Source organism: Bdellovibrionales bacterium (assembly GCA_016714165.1).
Classification (GTDB): domain Bacteria; phylum Bdellovibrionota; class Bdellovibrionia; order Bdellovibrionales; family UBA1609; genus JADJVA01.
Map to the genome: position 1 here is coordinate 1,060,451 of JADJNU010000002.1, position 19,135 is coordinate 1,079,585.

General features: G+C 43.4%; 13 protein-coding genes and 1 pseudogene. 9 read left to right on the forward strand and 5 right to left on the reverse strand.

The window, feature by feature from the left end; genetic code table 11:
- Nucleotides 1–3: 3 nt before the first annotated feature.
- The 4 genes from tatC to IPJ71_16445 form a co-directional block, all read right to left on the reverse strand.
- Complete coding sequence (gene tatC / locus IPJ71_16430; protein MBK7845242.1) at nt 4–762, reverse strand: twin-arginine translocase subunit TatC; 759 nt, start codon at nt 760–762, stop codon at nt 4–6.
- The gene (locus IPJ71_16435) at nt 755–1,105 is read right to left on the reverse strand and encodes a twin-arginine translocase TatA/TatE family subunit (protein MBK7845243.1); all 351 of its coding nucleotides are present in this window, start codon (nt 1,103–1,105) and stop codon (nt 755–757) included. Before IPJ71_16435 ends, tatC begins: the two co-directional genes overlap by 8 nt.
- 44 nt (nt 1,106–1,149) lie before the next feature.
- Nucleotides 1,150–1,779: a hypothetical protein gene (locus IPJ71_16440; protein MBK7845244.1), complete on the reverse strand. Its 630-nt coding sequence runs from the start codon at nt 1,777–1,779 to the stop codon at nt 1,150–1,152.
- A 229-nt stretch (nt 1,780–2,008) separates the two neighbouring features.
- Nucleotides 2,009–4,609, reverse strand: coding sequence for an insulinase family protein (locus tag IPJ71_16445; GenBank protein ID MBK7845245.1), 2,601 nt, complete (start codon nt 4,607–4,609; stop codon nt 2,009–2,011).
- A gap of 16 nt (nt 4,610–4,625) precedes the next feature.
- Between IPJ71_16445 and hemW the strand changes: the two genes are divergently transcribed.
- The 8 genes and pseudogenes from hemW (at nt 4,626) to IPJ71_16485 (ending at nt 16,782) form a co-directional block, all read left to right on the forward strand.
- The gene (gene hemW / locus IPJ71_16450; GenBank protein ID MBK7845246.1) at nt 4,626–5,807 is read left to right on the forward strand and encodes a radical SAM family heme chaperone HemW; all 1,182 of its coding nucleotides are present in this window, start codon (nt 4,626–4,628) and stop codon (nt 5,805–5,807) included.
- Between the two features lie 81 nt (nt 5,808–5,888).
- The gene (locus IPJ71_16455; protein MBK7845247.1) at nt 5,889–6,464 is read left to right on the forward strand and encodes a nucleotide exchange factor GrpE; all 576 of its coding nucleotides are present in this window, start codon (nt 5,889–5,891) and stop codon (nt 6,462–6,464) included.
- Between the two features lie 22 nt (nt 6,465–6,486).
- Nucleotides 6,487–7,503 carry a DnaJ domain-containing protein gene (locus IPJ71_16460; protein ID MBK7845248.1) on the forward strand — a complete coding sequence of 339 codons (1,017 nt, stop codon included), beginning with the start codon at nt 6,487–6,489 and terminating at the stop codon, nt 7,501–7,503.
- Complete coding sequence (locus tag IPJ71_16465) at nt 7,500–9,500, forward strand: penicillin-binding protein activator (GenBank protein ID MBK7845249.1); 2,001 nt, start codon at nt 7,500–7,502, stop codon at nt 9,498–9,500. The genes IPJ71_16460 and IPJ71_16465 overlap by 4 nt, the downstream gene beginning before the upstream one ends.
- A gap of 297 nt (nt 9,501–9,797) precedes the next feature.
- Complete coding sequence (lon, locus tag IPJ71_16470; GenBank protein ID MBK7845250.1) at nt 9,798–12,209, forward strand: endopeptidase La; 2,412 nt, start codon at nt 9,798–9,800, stop codon at nt 12,207–12,209.
- A gap of 235 nt (nt 12,210–12,444) precedes the next feature.
- Nucleotides 12,445–13,942, forward strand: a pseudogene (locus IPJ71_16475) (MBOAT family protein).
- Nucleotides 13,943–13,967: 25 nt separating this feature from the next.
- Entirely contained in the window at nt 13,968–15,074 is a 1,107-nt protein-coding gene (locus IPJ71_16480) for a hypothetical protein (protein ID MBK7845251.1), read from the forward strand.
- 211 nt (nt 15,075–15,285) lie between these two features.
- The gene (locus tag IPJ71_16485) at nt 15,286–16,782 is read left to right on the forward strand and encodes a hypothetical protein (GenBank protein ID MBK7845252.1); all 1,497 of its coding nucleotides are present in this window, start codon (nt 15,286–15,288) and stop codon (nt 16,780–16,782) included.
- Nucleotides 16,783–16,806: 24 nt separating this feature from the next.
- On the opposite strand, the gene IPJ71_16490 is transcribed toward IPJ71_16485, so the two are convergent.
- Nucleotides 16,807–17,208: a hypothetical protein gene (locus IPJ71_16490; GenBank protein MBK7845253.1), complete on the reverse strand. Its 402-nt coding sequence runs from the start codon at nt 17,206–17,208 to the stop codon at nt 16,807–16,809.
- A gap of 461 nt (nt 17,209–17,669) precedes the next feature.
- On the opposite strand from IPJ71_16490, the gene IPJ71_16495 reads away from it, so the two are divergent.
- On the forward strand, nt 17,670–18,887 hold the full coding sequence (locus tag IPJ71_16495) for a patatin-like phospholipase family protein (protein ID MBK7845254.1): 1,218 nt from the start codon (nt 17,670–17,672) through the stop codon (nt 18,885–18,887).
- Nucleotides 18,888–19,135: the final 248 nt, after the last annotated feature.

The following is a 19,135-nucleotide window of genomic DNA, read 5'->3' on the forward strand; positions in this document are numbered from 1 at the left end:
AACTCATGATTTTGTAATCGGATCGCTGTATGGAACTTTTTCAAATATCTTTACCAAAAATATAGACATCTCATAAAGAAGGATAAGAGGCACAAGCATCATTATCATACTTAAGGCATCTGGAGGGGTAAATACTGCCGAGGCGACAGCCAATATCACATAAGAATATCTCCTGTACTTATTTAAAAATGAAGAAGAAACAAGGCCCATAATTCCCAATATTGTCAATATGAGCGGCATTTCGAAAGCAAGACCAAAAACCAAAGTCGTCGTCACAAAAAAAGAAAGGTACTCTCCAATAGTTATCATGGGAGTGTCCGTATTGCCCCCAAAGGTCATCAGAAATTTAAACGCCATCGGAAGAACAATGAAATACACAAAACACATCCCGAGCATAAATAAACCCGTACCAAAGCAAACAAAGGCGATAGCGTATTTCTTTTCCTTTTCATAGAGCCCGGGAGCCACAAATTTCCACACATGGTAAAGCCAGAACGGCGAAGATACCAAAGTTCCCGCCAAAACAGCCACCTTCAAATGAGCCAAAAATTTGTCCATTGGGGCCGTGAAAACCAAACCGCCAGCTGTGCTTTTTAAATAAGGAGAAATTGGCCCTCTTGCGATATCAAATAAAAAATCACTAAAGCCCCAACACACAAGAAATCCGAGAAAAATCCCTAAGATTGACCACATCAACCTTATTCGCAATTCCGACAGATGCTCCACAAGAGTTTGATTCGGCTCGCCGCTAAAATTATTCATATTTCGGTTTGTTCGCTTCAATTGGTTTGGAATCTTCTGAACTGGTCTCTGGCTCAACCTTCAAGCTGTCAAAACTGCCGTCACCTCCAGGAGGTGCCATATCCTCCTTATCTAATTTATCTATTGATAGCTGCTGGCGTACCTGGTCCTCAGTTTTATGCACAAAACGATCCGCCTGATGCTTGATATCAGTGAAAGAGGAGGTTAATTCTCCCGTCGCCCTCTTAAATTCATTGAGCAAACGGCCAACAACCCGAGCTAACTCGGGCAGCTGCTTGGGGCCAATAAATATGAGTGCTAGAACAGAGAGTAGAACCATCTCTGAAAAACCTAAATTGAACATACAGGATGCTACCATAGAGAAATTTGAAGGTCCATTGACGATTTCTACTGCTTAACTACTTTTTTTGCGTACGTCGTTGGCGTGAAAAGCCCTCGATCCAACAGCTGATCCTCGGCTTGTCTTGAGCCAGTCAGAACATAACGATCATAAAGACGGAGTAGATCCTCTTGATTCACAAAAAAAGCCTTTTGGCTTACACAGGTCAGCACGTCCACAAAATCCAAAAACCTCAGAGAAAAATCATTGAAAACTCCCGCCTTCAATGTCCGACCTGAAAGGGAGGCCAAGTGTCTGTATGCAGATCCACCAATTCCGGCATAATAATCAACGTCCACAATCTTTCGCTTTAGCGAATCCCCAAAAAAACCACTTATGTACAGGCTCGAATCAGCAAGCCTTTTAAACATTTCAAAGCTGACTGGAGGCTGTGCGCCGATGGCTTTCAAATATAGTTCCGCCAAGGTCTCTTGGCTTTTCTTGCCATCCTCTTTAGACAAATAAAAGAGATTTCCCGTATGTAAATAGAATTCGAGTAAATCGATGATATAGGTTTTTACATCTGCGGAAGCTTCCAATTTGCATTCACGAAATGCATCAATTACCGACTCAGAAAAATACTCCCTAGAACTTGCGACTAGATCTGGACTTGCTTGCTTTTTCTTAGTCTGATCCATCCTTCTTTCCTTAATGAAAGAGACTCCATCAACAACCGATATTCACCTATAGAATATCGGAACAAAGACTCCTTGATTTTATCAAAAAATGGGCTGATTTTTGCCAGAACCTGGACACATTTGAGGAACGGACGGTTCGAGCGACTCAAAATGGATCATTTTTTCAAATATCGATAAGTATCCATTATAGACTTCATAACTGCCGAATATTGGTCTGGCTGGCCTTGGCCTACCAGGGTCGGTCTCTCCCAATTGCTGTGATGACTGAAGGCTGTGAAAAGAGGGATTGGGCAAGGTCTTGAATATCCTTCCCAGTGACAACCTCAAGCTTCTCTGCGTAGCGAAATGCTTCACGATAATCAAGACCATAGACCTCGTCAAAAAGAATCGCCGCTGTAATGGCCGAATTTTTCTGAAGATCAATATCATGGCGACCGATCAAATAGCTTCGCGCGCGAATAATTTCTGCCTCAGGAACCAATTGATCGCACAGTTTATCAAATTCTGTTTGCATCATCTGAATCGCCTTTGCGCCCTTTTCTGGAGAGCACCCAATATATGCGCCGAAATAGCCGGCATCTATTCCTTCCATTCGCAAAGGAGCCACCGAATAAGCAAGGGACGCCTTGTCTCTCAGTTCAAGAAATAAACGCCCACCCTGACCAGCTAAAATTGACTGCAAAACTTGCAGTGTGTAACGCCTCTTGTCCGTAAAGGTAATTCCAGGATACCCAACAACGATGTGGGTTTGTTCTTTATCGCTTGGAAGGTAAGATCTGATGGGAACGCTTGGCCTTTTGAACTCAAACATTTCCCGCTTGATTTCTCCCTCTGGCAATTTTTCTAAGAAATCCGTTAGGCTCACTCTGAGTTTTCCTTCGTCCAAATGCCCCGATGCCACCGCCGTAAAATTTTTTCTTGATACCATCATTTTATAATGTGAAATCAAATCCTCTCGAGTGATAGATTTGATGCTAGATTCTTCACCTAGGGGATCACGACCATAAGGATGTTTGCCAAACATATTAGCCATGAAATCGTGGATGGCCACCTGTGCCGGATTGTCATTTCGATTCTTCAGCTGCTCCAGAACAACAATTTTCTCTCGCTCTATTATTTCTTCGCTAAACAAGGGTTCCAATAGGACTTTCCCAAAAATGTCCAAGCTCTTTGACCAAAAAGCCGACATGGCAGTGAGATTAATCCCAGCTGTGTTGCGTCCTCCAAACGAAGACAGCCCGGCGGCCATGCTTTCCATGGTTTTATACATTTCAGATTCCGATAGACTTTCTGTGGTCGTCGCCCAAGTCCGCGCCAACAGTTCCGTAAGACCGCACTTATTGGGACTTTCGAGACGCAGTCCTCCTCGAAAAGCACATCTCAAATTTACAACAGGGGTCTCATGAGAGGTTCGAACAATAAAAACTCCTCCCTTAAGAAGATGTCTCTTTGGAAGATTCTCACTCGAAGCCTTATTGCCGGCCATTTTCCATTTTAGTTTGGGATCATTTTTTTGTGCCTTTTTTGACCTAGCTTTCCTTTTTGCAGGTACGGAAAAGGATTTTGCCCAATTTTTTAGTATCTCCTCAGCCGTCTTTTCTCCGCGGGAGGTCGTCAATATCATGCTGAGGGTTTTGGGATGAATATATTTTCTTGCTACTCGAAGAATGTCCTCTGAAGTCAAAGAATAGACCGATTTAATAAATTCACTAAAATACCGGTAGTCTCCAAAAAGATGTTCATAGGAGCCAAATTTCCTTGCCATTCCATCAACCGTTTCTAAGGCATAAAACTCCTCACTCGCTAAATTGACAACGGCCTTCTTTATTTCTTCCTCTTCAGGTGCTTGAGAAAGAATGGCGTCAAGTTCATCACGAATTCCGTTCAAGGCCACTTCCAAATTCTCCCGTGTCGTGGAGAGTGAAACAGCAAAAAATCCAGGATCAATAGGAGAGAAGTTACTCGCGCCAATATAGTTTACAATTGGACGATCAAGCCTGAGTCGCTTTGTTAATCTGGAGCTGTCTCCTTGACCAAGTATGAGGGCTAGCACCTCAAGAGCTGGTGTATCCTTATGACGAATGGGAGGTGTCTTCCAGGCTAAAGTTAAAAGCGTTTCTTCAAAAGACACCTTTTCCATCTTAATTCTTGGCGATTTCTGGACGAATTCCTTGGCACGCTTCACTTTTCTCAGTTTAAAAGGCCGCAAGGCTCCGAACAGTCTCTCCACCTTCTTCTTCATCTCATTATGTTGGAAATCACCCACAACCAATAAGGTCATATTTTTAGGAACATAACGACTCTGGTAGTACTCAATGATTTTTTTTCTTGAAATGGATCGTATCACCTTTTCAAAGCCAATAACTGGGATTCCATAGGGATGCTTCTTATAACATGTTGAAAACAAAAGTTGACTGGAGCGGCGATGAGGATCGTCCTGGCCACGCTTGATTTCCTCAATTACAACTTCTCGTTCATTGTTAATTTCCTGCTCATCAAAGAGAGGAAATCCCATCATTTCGACGATGGCATCTAAAGCCGTGTCGGAAAAATGTTTAGAAATCGTTATATAAAATACTGTTTGATCAAAAGAAGTATACGCGTTGAGCTCGCCACCGGCCCCTTCAACGGTCGAAGCAATTTGCCCAACCCCATATTTCCTGGTTCCTTTAAAAAGGAGATGTTCAATGAAATGACTGATTCCCTCTTCTCCTTTGCGTTCGTCTGCGCTCCCCGTTTTCACCCACATCTGAACTGAGATGACAGGTGATTTGTTGCTCTCTACGAAGAGAACTTTCAAACCGTTTTTTAATTGAAATTTCTTAGACATCGTTTAATACCTGCCTATGGACTTTGGTGTTTATGTCCACATTCCTTATTGTTTACAGCGTTGTCGTTACTGCGACTTCACCACTTTTGAATTCAGTGAGATCATGCCTCCCGAAAAATACCTGCAAATTCTTCTCCGTGAAATTCAGCAACGATCCTCCCTGTTTGAACCGACTAAATTGGCAAGCCTTTACTTTGGAGGAGGAACTCCAAGCCTTATCCCCGCTTCTTCCATTCTATCCATTATTAGTGAGCTTGCCAATTGCGGCTTTGAGATTGATTCGGATTCAGAAGTGACTATTGAAATCAACCCCGCCACAATTAACGAGGAAAAGCTAGACTTCTATATCAAATCTGGCATCAATCGGTTCAGCGTTGGTGCTCAAACCTTTAATGATGAACTTCTCAAACTTTGCGGAAGACGCCATCTCGCTGAAGACACTCGTCACACGCTAAGACTATTGAGGGAGAGAGGCCTCAATTATTCCTTTGACCTTCTGTTTGCCCTACCCAGCCAAACCTTGGACCAGCTCGAGCTAGATTTAGATGAAGTCGAACTGTTTGACCCACCGCATTTGAGCGCCTATTGTTTGACAGTTCCAAGTGGCCATCCCATGGAAAAAAACCGGCCGCCGGAGGGAACTCAAATTGACATGTTTGAAGCTATCGAGGTCCGACTCAGAACCATGGGGATAAGCAAATATGAAATTTCAAATTTTTCAAAGCCAAAAATGGAGTCTCGCCACAACCTACTCTACTGGAAGAACGGAACCTATTGGGGTTTAGGCCTCAGCGCCCATTCCTATGATCCTCGAATGCAGCAGGGAGTGCGATTTTGGAACTCAAGTAGTCTAAATACTTACGAAAGCCAAATAAATGGGCTTCAAGGAGACGAGAGGCATCTTGGATTTCCCTCAAGCCAGATTGAGTATTTGAAGGTCCATGAAGCTTTGACCGATTTCTGTCATACTTCGCTTCGAATAAGGGAAGGACTCTCCCTTATTCGTCTCTTCTCTGAATTTGGCCCGTCCGTAGCAGAAATTGTTGTCCCTAAATTGATAAATCTTGAGCAAACAGGCCTCCTTGCTAGAAATGAACGGGCTTGGACCTTAACCTCCAAAGGAGAGCGACTGAGCAATCGAATATTTCTGGAGCTGACTTTTGAAAGGCAAGATTTCGCCACAGAAAGTACCAACTAACTCGATTTGACGCATTGACAAACGGTGTTTTGCCTCCATACTTTGGCCTATAATAACGATACTATTTCTTTGGAGGATCTCTTGTCGGGTGATGGTAGAAATCGGAGCAATGGAGACAGACCAGACCACAACGAAATTATAAGCGAACAGGGGGAGATCTCAATTGAAAATTCTCAAGATTATTCCTCCACTCAGCTCAGCGAGGAATTGGAAAAATGCAAAAGCGATTTCCTTTACTTAAAGGCAGAGTTCGATAACTATAAAAAGCATATGATTCGTGAGAGATCTGATTTGGTTAAGTACGGATCAGAAAGGCTTATTCTGTCTTTGCTGGATGTGTTGGACGTGCTGGACAGAGCGCTTGAGATGAACGTCAGTCCTGATACGATCGAGGCCTTTGTGAACGGAGTCCGACTGACAGCAGAGGAGTTGCGAGGAGTTTTGGCTCGTTTTGGAGTTCTGGGGACAGACCCGATAGGTGAGCAATTTGACCCTTCATTGCATGAGGCATTGAGCAGTGAGGAAACAAATCAGACCCCTGCCGGGCATATCAGCAGAGTATTTAGACGAGCTTATAAACTTCATGACCGCGTGATTCGACCCGCCCAGGTTGTGGTGGCCAGAGAACCTCAATCTGGAAACAGTGATCGGCAATGATACAGCAGTAGAGAGGTTGATTTTGTCCAAACGTGATTACTACTCAGCGCTAGGAATTTCTCGCTCAGCCACGGTGGAAGACATTAAGAAATCCTACCGCAAATTGGCATTAAAGTATCATCCGGACAAGAATCCTGGCAATCATCAGGCAGAAGAGCGCTTCAAGGAAATCAGCGAAGCCTATGAAGTTCTCAGGGACCCAAAAAAGCGACAGATGTACGACCAATTTGGCCAAGCGGGAGCACAGGCTGGAGGTTTTGGCGGCGGTAGGAATCCCTTTGGAGGAGGGACTGCTGGCGGACCTGGCTTTGGCGATTTTGGAGGATTTGGAGGCGGTGACGTCGGCTCGGCCAATGACATATTTAATGAATTTTTCGGCGAGGTCTTTGGTGGTGGGCGGCGCGGTCGAGGGGGCCCAAGACCAGACGCCCAGGGATTTGATCGTCAACAAGGTGCTGACCTTCGATATACGCTGTCAATTAGTTTTGAAGAGGCTGCCAAGGGTTGCGAAAAAATGATCTCTTTCGTTCGGAGAAGAGGCAATAAGGAGGAAACCGCGAAACTTTCTATCACGGTCCCCTCTGGGGTTCGTAACGGACAACGCCTAAAGTTACGTGGAGAAGGTGATTCAACACAAAAGGGCGGAGCTCCGGGAGACCTTTTTGTCATAGTGACTTTGCAAGACCATCCGCTTTTCAAGAGGGATGGAAACGACGTGACCTTGGACCTGCCCATTTCTTTTGTAGACGCTATTTTGGGCACGGAGATTGAAATCCCAACTCTATTGGGAAAGGCCAGCCTAAAGATTCCATCTGGAACTCATACCGGTCAGGTCTTCAGACTTAAAAATAAGGGTTTTCCTGCAATTGGCGAACATGCGGCTGGGGATATGCTCATCCGCATTGTTATCGATATTCCTCAGGAGATAAGCGAATCAGAAAGAGCGGCTATTTCTAAATTATCACATCTTACTCAGAAATCTCCGATGGTGGCAGAATTTATGACCAACGCTCAACAAGTTATAAAAAGCCGAAAATGAAATCAAAAGTTTTTTGTTTCTTTTCAAATTCTCTCGTTTGTCTGATTCTTCTGAGTTTGGGTTCTTGTGTCAGTACGCCAAAAAAAAAGGAGCCTACTGCGGCGGCTCGGCCGGTTCTGGATATACTAAACAAAGTACAAATTGATATGGCCGCGGGTTCTTATGAGAGAGCCTTAACCAAACTCAAGGGAATCGTTCAAAAGCACCCCGAATCTGACCTCGCTGACGACGCCTATATTCTTATGGGTCAGATTTACATGGATCGTCGTGACTATCGAAGCGCCTATGAATCCTACATCTCCGTCGTGAATAGCACAGTATTTAGCCCGCGGGAAACAGATGCTCTGTTGGGAGCCGCTCGTGCCTTAGCAAAACTTGGCAGTTATGATGAGGTCCTTAGCCTCACCAATAAATGTCTTGCCATGCAGGGACTCTCGGATTCTGCTCGGCTGGACATTTATCGATTGAGGTTTCAAGTATTGAGCGAGGTTGGAGATCGAATCGATGCATTGAGAACATTGATTTTTCTCGCTGAAAACGATACTGACCTCAAGCTAAGGGAAGTACACAAAAATCGGGCCTTGGACTTTGTTGAATCTCACTTGAGTGATCCTGATTTGGAAATTGTGGCAAAGGACAAGAGTTTTGGCTTCGTCCGCAGTATTGCTGTTTTGAGAATGGGTACTTTGCTTTTTGAACAAAGAGATTTTTCAAGATCTTACGATTTTCTCATAGAGGCAGTGGAACTCGCTCCAGAAAGCGATATTTCAGAAAAGGCGTCAAATCTCCTCAAACAAATTGAAGCCCGACGGAAAGTTGATCCTTTCACGGTGGGGACGGTCTTGCCACTTTCGGGCAAAGCCTCAACCTACGCTTACAAAACATTAAGGGGCATTCAACTCGGATTGGGAATTTATGGACCCAATCCTTCAAAGATCAGATTGGCGGTCCTCGATAGCGAGGGAAATCCTGATATTGCGAGAAGATCTGTCGAAAGACTCGTGACCGAAGACCATGTCATCGCATTGATTGGAAGCCTTCTCAGTAAAACATCAGTCGCCGTGGCTTCGAAAGCTGATGAGTTGGGTGTACCAAGCATTGCTCTCTCTCAAAAATCTGGGATTACGGAAATTGGACCTACCGTTTTCAGAAATGCACTCACCAGCGAAATGCAAGTTCGCCAGTTGGTGAATGTCGCTATGAATGATTTGGGAATATCCCGTTTTGCAATCATGTATCCCAATGATGCATACGGGGTCGAATATGCCAATTTATTCTGGGACGAAGTCTTAGCGAGGGGCGGGTCCATTTCGGGCGCCCAGACTTACGAACCTAATCAAACGGACTTTAGCGGACCCGTACAGCGCTTAGTGGGTACCTTTTATATTGAGGATCGTTTAGAGGAATATAAGCACAGATTAAAAGAATGGCATAAAAAAAATGGTTCTGTTGGCGGACGTACCTCTCCTCCAGAAGAAGTTCTGCAACCATTGATAGATTTCGAGGCTTTATTTATTCCAGACGGCGTTCGATCCGTCAGTCAGATTGCACCAATGCTCGCGTATCAGGAAGTAAAGGGGGTAAAATTACTTGGAACCAATCTTTGGAATACACCCGAACTGGCTGAAAAAGGTGAGAAATTCGCTGAGGGGTCTATTTTTGTTGATGGCCTTCTGGCGCATGATCCACATTTTAAGGAATCCCATTTTTTTAGGGATTTCGTTTCAACGTTTCACGATGAGCCCGGACTATTTGAAGTTCAGGGTTACGATGCAGGTCTAGTTCTTAGAGAGCTTATTGAAGACGGAGAACGCAGTCGTATTGGGCTTACCGAACATTTGGCCCAATTAAAGGCCTTCAGGGGAGTTCTGGGGACCCTCTACACCAACAAGTCTCGGGAAGTCGAACGCCCGACCTTTCCTCTCTTTATTGATAAGGGAGTGATCAACGGGTGGAAGAATACTTCGGCCATTCAGTCAGAAAAGCGAACAAAGTAGTCCGTCAGTCAGATGGAGAGACTGATTACTTCTTCTCGAAATGGAAAATTGAGACCTAAGTCCAAATTTATTTTATTTGAAACAGAAGTATTTTTTATAGATAAGAATTAACAACATTTGAGTGCACCTGTACAAAGGTATCATGGATCTCACTTTTACCCGCAAAATACCTTGGGCAATTTGTTAAAATTCATGATTTCCGGACCATTTCTCCCCTTTTGCTATTAAAGGGATCCTCTATCGCTCCGAGAAGAAAGAGGGAGATTTAATTGATTTCCCGCCAATTGCGGAGGCTATATGAATTTTGACGATAAGGTCATCGACATACCAAAAACCCTGCCAATGTTACCTGTGCGTGACATTGTCGTTTTCCCTTATATGATACTCCCACTGTATGTTGGAAGAGAGTCCTCTATAAGAGCTGTAGAGGAATCTCTGGCTAAAAATCGTCTTATTTTTTTGGCATCCCAAAAGGAAATAACAGAAGAAAACCCCACCGAAAATACAATCTATCGAGTGGGCACGATTGCTATGATCATGAGGATGCGAAAACTATCGGACGGCCGAGTTAAGATCCTGATCCAGGGAGTGTCCAAGGGCCGTATTGTTCAATACAGCAAAACTAAACCTAGTTTTGAGGTTGAAGTCGAGAAGATCGAAGATCCGCAACAGGCAGGCCCTGCGATTGAATATGAGGCCATGATTCGCAATTCGAAGGAGCATCTTGAAAAAATCATTGCCCTAGGAAGAATGCTGTCTCCTGACATTCTGTTGGTGTTGGACGATGTCACTGACCCAGGTCGCTTGGCTGATCTCATTGCTTCAAATTTAGGCCTCAAAGTCTCAGACGCGCAGAGCGTTCTTGAAACAGGCGATCCGAAGATACGTTTGAAACTCGTAAATGAAATTTTGGCGAGCGAATTAGAGGTCCTGCAAATGCAAGCTCGCATCCGTAATACCGCCAAAGACGAGATGTCGAAAAGTCAACGCGAATACTTTTTGCGAGAGCAGATGAGAGCGATTAAAAATGAACTTGGCGATACCGATTCAAAAACTGAAGAGATCGACGAACTCAGAGAAAGAGTTGGAAATGCAGGCATGCCGGAAGAGGTTCTGAACGAGGCCCTGAAACAGCTCGGGCGCCTGGAACGCATGCATCCAGACGCGAGCGAGGCCTCGATGGTGAGAACTTACCTCGACTGGATGGTGGACTTGCCTTGGAATAAGACCACTGTGGACAATTTGGACATTGAGAGAGCTCAAAAAATTCTCAACGATGACCACTATGATCTACATAAGGTTAAAGATCGAATTCTGGAATTTCTTTCTGTTAGAAAGCTCAAAGTTAAAGATCTGAAGGGACCTATCTTGTGCTTTGCGGGCCCCCCCGGTGTTGGCAAGACCTCTCTTGGCAAATCCATCGCGAGGTCCATGGGCAGGGAGTATTTCCGTCTGTCTCTTGGTGGCGTTAAAGACGAGGCTGAGATACGCGGACATCGACGCACTTATGTAGGTGCAATGCCAGGAAAAATTGTGCAAGCACTCAAACAGGTAAAAACAAACAATCCTGTTATCGTACTCGATGAGATCGATAAACTTGGGTCGGACTTTCGAGGAGACCCAAGCTCTGCAATGCTGGAGGTTCTTGATCCGGAACAGAATGCCTCCTTTCGGGACAATTACCTCAATGTTGACTTCGATCTGAGCAACGTACTCTTTATTGCCACGGCAAACGTCTTAGAGAACGTGCCTCCAGCACTCCGGGATAGAATGGAAATCATTCACATCTCTGGGTACACTGAAAATGACAAGGTACTCATCGCAAAGAAGCATCTTGTGGATCGCCAAATAGAACAAAATGGAATCACCAAAAATGACCTCGAGTTTCTTGACGATGGGATCAAATATCTTATTTCGCACTATACCCGTGAGGCGGGACTACGAAATCTAGAGCGCGAGATTGGGTCGATTTGCCGAAAAGTCGCCAAACTTGTTGTGACCGGACATAAGGAAAAAGTCATCGTAGATGCGGAGAGAGTCTCAGATCTTCTGGGTCCGCCTAAATTTATCAGAGATGAAAAGATGAAGGAGCATCAGATCGGAATTTGCACGGGACTGGCTTGGACCCAAGCGGGGGGTGAGATCCTTTATGTTGAAGCTCTTAAAATGAAGGGAAAAGGCGCGCTTGTCCTAACAGGTCAGCTCGGAGACGTAATGAAGGAATCTGCCTCTGCAGCTATGTCCTATGCAAAATCTCATTCAGCTGAACTAGGAATTGACGAAGATTGGTTTGACAAAAATGATGCCCACGTTCACCTTCCAGCCGGCGCAATTCCCAAAGATGGCCCTTCGGCAGGGGTCACATTGGCCACTTGCCTGACGAGCTTAATGACTGAGACACCTGTACGAAGCGACATTGCGATGACTGGCGAAATTACTCTTTCGGGTCGAGTTTTACCAGTCGGCGGAATCAAAGAAAAGGCTCTCGCGGCTTTAAGCCACGGAATCACCAAGGTTATTTTGCCGTTGGCTAACAAAAAAGATCTGTCAGATATTCCCTCGGAATTTAGAGAGAAGATGAATTTCATTTTCGTAGAAAATCTGGATGAAGTCTTTGCTTTAGCTTTTGATAGAAAGCCAAAGAAAAAGAAAGACATCATAAAGAGCACGAAAAAGCAGAAATTAGGTGCCAACCCCTCCGCTGCCTGATTCGCGGAGAGGGGCCTTTGTTAGTTTATCGCATTAAGCTCGGCACCCTCAACTTTCAGCTAGGTTTGAAATTTCTTTATAATTTACTATCCTGTAACAATTCTCAGTTTTAGAATCTACTCTTCGGATATGAAGGGTGGATGATGAAAAAAATAGATGTCTTATGCAGAAAATAAAATTGGCTCTGCCATATCATCCTTACTTTGAACTCCCATTGTGCGGATCGTTTTAACTTATGCTTTTCAATTCCTTGGAATTTCTGCTTTTTTTCCCGCTCGTTACTGCATTGTACTTTATTGCAGCACCTAGCTCAGAAACAGGACCAGGACAGAGGTGGGTGATCTTACTTTTTGCAAGTTGCATATTTTATATGTGGCTGATTCCTGAGTACATTCTTGTTTTGGCTTTAACGATAGCTGTTGATTATACGGCCGGGATTTTGATTGAGAACTGCAAGGTAAAAGCAAGAAGAAACTATTTGATAGTGAGTGTACTAACGACTTGTGCGATTCTTTTCTTTTTCAAGTATTTCAATTTCTTTAATGCCAATTTTCATTTTGTCGCAAAGAGTTTGGGTTTCAACTACTCAATGGACGTGCTTAATGTTATTCTTCCTGTCGGACTTTCATTTCACACATTTCAAAGCTTGAGCTATGTCATAGAAGTCTATAGGGGAAACCAAAAAGCAGAAAGGCACTTTGGCATTTTCTCTCTATGTCATGTTTTACCCACAACTGGTTGCCGGTCCCATTGAGCGCCCCCAGCATCTTTTGCACCAATTCAGAGAGCATTACACATTTGAGTATAATCGAGCAACAGAGGGCTTAAGATTGATGGCATGGGGAATGTTCAAGAAGATCGTCATTGCTGATCGTTTGGCACTAGTCGTAAATAGTGTATACAATTTCCCAGAAGATCATGACGGAGTTTCCTTTTCAATTGCGACAGTCTTCTTTGCGATTCAAGTTTATTGTGATTTTTCCGGTTATTCAGATATAGCTGTCGGCAGCGCTAAAGTAATGGGCTTTAAACTCACAAATAATTTTGAGAGACCTTTCTTCTCTAAGACAATGTCTGAACTTTGGAAAAGGTGGCATATTTCCTTAACTAGCTGGTGTAGAGATTATTTGTACCTCTCAATGGGAGGAAATAAGTGTTCCAATCTTCGGGGACAATTTAACTTGTTCGCAACATTTCTCATAACAGGACTTTGGCATGGGGCCAATTGGACATATGTCGCATGGGGCGGTTTGAATGGTCTCCTTATTATTTTTGCTTCCTGGACAAGGCAGCTGCGAACTCAATTGTTCGAGGGGAAATTTATGGAGAGCTCCCCCAGGATATTTAAATTTTATCAGGTCACTGTGACTTTCGCTCTCTTTTGCTTGGGTGTAATTTTTTTTAGGTCCTCCACCCTTTCGCAAGCTATAGATATTATTGCCCGCCTCCACCAAGGCTGGTGGCGAATCCTTTATCTTTTGATCCAAAATGAGTGGCATTTCGATGATAGATATCTTCTGCGCCTCGATGAGAGTCTCCAATCATTGATGGTTTCTGTCCTTCTTATTTTATTTTTATTTTGGATCGATTTTCTGCAACGTGCAAAGGGAATTGAAACCATTCTCACCGGCACTCACTGGATAGTTCGCTGGTCTAGTTACTTTTTTATAATTTTTTCTTTAATTTTTTTGGGAGTTTATGGTGAAAATCAGTTCATCTATTTCCAATTCTGAAGTCAAGGACATTCGGCGGCTTATTTTGAAGGCGCTCATTTTTTTACCAATTCTATTCATCATCGTCGCTATTAATTATTTTATTGATCCGGCGAATACCTGGAAAACTGGAGTAGTTGACTGTATGGCCACGGCTCTCTCCTCTGGCATAAATGTAACACTTAATGAAAACATAAACCATCGATTGCTACAAAAGGAAATAATTCAAAGAACCAAAACATGCCCACGCCATCTTGTTCTAGGAAATTCGCGTTTAATGACAATCAGGAAGGATACTTTTGATGGAACAACTGTTAATAATTCCGTCGTTTTCGCGATTCTTGAAGATTACCTTGGATTATTTTTTGAATACAAAAAGCTAAATTGCCTTCCGAAAAGCATTATAATTGGTACGGATCCGGTCCAATTTTCTCTTACTAAATACGAACGCCGTTGGGAGGAAAATCTAAAAAGTAGTGTCGAACAGATGTTAAGAATTATTGTAAATGATAAAATATCAAAGCCACTCTTAGCACCTTCATTTATGATACCAGAAAAGGTTACGAATCTGCTTTCTCTCAGCTACTTCCAAGAAAGCACAACCAACTTTGTCGATCGATTTAAACATAGATGGAATTCATCAGACGAACGGTGCAATATAACAATGGAAACGAGGACTAACAAAGGCCCCTACATCTTGGAAAATGGAGAATTTCTATTAATTAAAGATGCGAAACCGGCAACCACAGCCAAGGGGAATGAGCTGGCTATCACATATGGAAACTCACACCCCAAATTTTTAAAATTTGCAAAAGTATCGAAAAATAGAATACTTTTATTAACCTCATTTATTGAATTTCTCCTTTCAAAAGGAATCAAGGTGATTCTCTACATACCTCCATTTCATCCTTACTCTTATCAGAGGTTGGTCGCTAGAGATGATACTAAATATCTATTTGAAGTGGAAATGGCACTTAGAAGTCTTGGCGAGCAAGTCCATATCCCCGTGGTCGGCTCAACTAATCCAAGCGACTATGGACTTGATGAGACCTACTTCACCGATGCGGTCCATTCCAAAGATGAGAGCGTGCCGAAAATAATTTTTAAGAAGCATGAACAGGAACTGTTAAGAAATGGCATCTTTTTAAAATAAATCACATATGTTCACGTGGTCTGCGGGCTCAGATGGAACAAACCCTAGCGTAGCCCTCTCGTTTCATTATGAATGATCCAAAACGATAAAGTCTCGGCCCAATCGAGTTTCGCTGATTGGGAATGACTTTCCGTTAAACTCAAAACGCTTGGGCAGAGATTATGTTAACATAAGAATGCGGGAGAGAGGCTGTACGTTGGAGGGGGTTCAAGTGAAATCGAGATGGAGCTTACGACCTACGAGAGTGCTGTTGTTTGCATTGCTTTTCTTGGAGCTTTTTGGCTGCAAAGTTAGCAACGTGATACAAGGAAATATGGGAGGGTCGGATACAAGCAAGATTTCGGTAAGCTTAGATGGCGGAAGTTCTTCGGTCACCATCGCAGAGGGGTCAAATACGAATTTCGTTTTAATATTGTCTTCAGCCCTCACTGTAGAGGCTTCACTTGAATGGACAATATTGGATGCAAATGGGGCAGCAGCAAGTCTTGAGTTCCCCACCTCTTCAGGCACGCTTGTCTTTCCCGCAAATCAACTTGCCGGCTACTTTAGCATTCAAGGCTCCAATGATAGCCTACAAAAAGGAACCCGTCAGTTCTCGCTTCATTTTTCAAATCCATCTACACCTCGCTTAGATATCGGATCAGTCGTGATTGCACTTTCTGTAACTGATGACGATTTTGTTCTAAGCTCAACAAAACTGGCGTCTAATTCGAGTAATTCATACGTTGATATTGACGTTGATTGGGATCTTAACTACGCCTATCTTGGCTCACGTTTTCCAGGAACCTGCTTTGAGGTTGTGGACTTTGCTAATATTTTCAGCCCAACAGTTGTGAAAACTGTTGGGTCGGCCACCACTCCTTCTTCGACGGGAAATACCTGTTTGGGTGTGAAACTATTCGCTTCCAATAGGCGATTGGTTGTGACAAGCAATGCAAGTGGGCGCGTTGAGATATGGAACTTAGGAACGAATCCATCTGTGTTGAATTTCACAAGAACTATTGACTCAGCTGTTTCATCAGCTCGGCACGTTGCTGGCGTGAATGAGTCGGGAGGAATTAACAATACGGATATTTCAGTTATTAGAACCGCCGGCGTCGTAAAATTGAATTACAATGAAGGCGCGGTGAGTTTTCTTTCAACATGGAATACGACATTGGCTGGATCTCGAAATGGTGGGGTGGTCGTAGATGGAAACTTTGTATTGAGTGGTGGCTGGGCCAACGCGGATCCCATACTCTCTCATGATTATTCAAATGGTAGTTTATTGAATACATATTCGATGGATAATGGCGGCAGTAGTGGGTTTTGGTCAGGCGCGATTTCACCAGATCAAACAAAAGTATTCGTTGGCGGTTGGGTCTCAGGTTTTTTTAAGTATTCCGCTCTGCCCACTCCCGATCTCTCTGTGACAAAGCGAATCGATAATCCTAGCGGGTATCGATCGACGACCTATGGTCAACTTGACGGCAAAGATTACTTTGTGGGTGTTTCTTCGGACTACTATGTTGATGTTTACGACGTCACAGATATTGACAATCCCCAGCTCGCCTATCGCACATTGGTACCGGACGTAGAAGGCGAACTCTATGGCGTTAGGGTCAGTCAGAATTTAAGGAGATTGATCATTGTAACAAATAAGGGTGATTTTGTTATGGCTGATTGGGATAAAATGCTACCTGCACTTGCCCAACACCCTCAGTTCTAGTTCAATTTTTAGAAAGATCTGCTCTCATTTATCGAGGGAAAAGGCCCAATCAATGGTTGCCTCTGAACGATCGATCTTTTTGCTTTTCTCGGACTTTAAGGAAAGAGCCGCATTACTTTCTTCAAGCACCCGAACCAAGGTTTTCAGATCAGTTACCTCTTCTTTGAGTAAGATAATTTGCTCTTCCTTCTCTTGAAGGATAATAGCGTATGCCTTTTTTATTTCCTGAAGGACAGAATGTACAGTGCGGGCAATTTGATCAGACTCTACCCCTTGATTCAGTGGCAGATCCTGAATCAAGGGGCGGCCCTTTATCTCTGATATTGGCTCCGGCCCGATTGGATCTCTAAGGACGGATGGGGAGCGCTGGGTATCATCACCCTGGGATGAAATTGGTGCATCATTAAGGGAATGTCCTTCAGCCAATATTTTCCATTCTCCAAATTATACTCTGCGGCATCTTCTTTTATTCTCCGCCTCAGAGTTGAGACGCTGACTTTATATTTGCTTGAGTAGTCGTTTAAACTGATCCATTCGGGCCCGATCAAAGGACACCCCCTTCTGACTACTCAAAATTATCATCATTTTGTTGCGTTGACACCTTGTTTGAATACTCATCTCAATGTCTGGCCCTTTGTCCATTCACAGTTTTAATGTGTATTTCTGGTTACAGATCATTCTATTTGGATAGCCATTTTATATATGACTAATCAGGATATCCAAATTTGTGAGAATTTGCTCACTTATTATGACTATCCTCTGGATATCAGGGAGATGAGTATTCATTCCTCTGGCTTACCCTTACTTGAGGAGGCTTGCTCAGTCCAACTTCCCATCAAATTGAGAATTCATTTCCTTTGTTAAAAAAATTTAATAAGATCAGCCTCATGCGCTTAAGCGAAAAAAAGCATCCTTCATTGGTACTGAGTGGAGGCGGGATCAAAGCCGCCGCTTTTCATATTGGTGTGTGTTTAGCATTGCAAGAGAAGGGCTTTAGCTTTGAGGGTGGATTTCACAGCTCTGAAGAGGCTAAGAATCAATCTGACCCGCCAGTTCCTCTTAGATTCCAAACCTATGTAGGATCCAGTGCGGGATCGGTAATCAGTACTCTGTTGGCAGCTGGCTATGATGTAGATGCGATAATCCACGCCTTTACTCAGGGCTCCGGACTAACTTCAGCGATTTGGAAGGCCAAAAGCACGGGCTCTTACTTAAGACCTCTCACTTACCGAGATATTTTTGCTTTGAATATCAAAACACCTCGAGCCACCCGTATTCTCCCAAGTTTGTTTCGAAAAAAGCCTGTTATTTCAGGTGGTATTGAGGTCCTACTCAAAAGAGGCGTTAAAGTTAACGGGATTTTTACGACCGGTAACATAGAAAAATATCTTCGGGAAGATGTGTTGCTCTCCAATGATTTCCACTCCCTTCGCCCGAGCCTCTTCATTATTGCGACCCAACTCAATCATTCAAGGAAGGTTGTGTTCGGGGCCTACGAAAAGACCGTTAAGGAAAAGACGATTAAGTATGCTTCTTACTCGAACATCAGTGAGGCCGTCGCAGCCTCCGCCAGCCTACCTCCATTTTTTGCTCCTTTTGGGATTACAAATTCAGAGGGAAAGGAAATTTATTTCTTTGACGGAGAGATTAGAGATACCTTGAGCACTCATGTCGCAGCTGATCATGGATCAGACCTTGTTATTTCTTCGTATTCAATTCAACCCTACCATTTCAATGAAGAGATTGGTTCACTTCACGAATACGGAATGCCCATTATTGCCAATCAAGCTCTCTACCAGGTGGTCCAGCAGAAGATTGCAAAGCATATCGAACATCAGCAGGAAATCCGTGGTTTGATAAATGCTGTAAATGGTTATTTAAAACAGGCCAATATACCCCCTGAACACCGCGAAAAATTAATGGACATCCTGATTTCTCGCACAAACTACAAACCAAACGTTGATTATATATACATTCACCCCAGTCCCCAAGACTACGAAATGTTCTTTTTTGACCACTTCAGTTTGAATCCCAAAATCCTATCCAAAATTGTGAAAATTGGATTCAAGGCAGCGATGGCAACTCTCAGACAGTACAACATTTGAAGCAAAGGAACGAGTTGAGTTGAATCTTTCGGCCGGTCTCCGCTGCCAAAAAAACCCTTAGATCAAACTACTAAAAAAAAGAGCCAATATGACGACTCCCAAAAAAAAGACTCCAGACTGTTTCACGTAGACACCCCCAATTTTTTTGACCTAGGCTAAACCTACCTCAAATGAATATGATTTACGAATCGAATACTTTTGTAACTATGATAACTGCCTGTTATAGACAGACGAAAGTGCAAGGAATT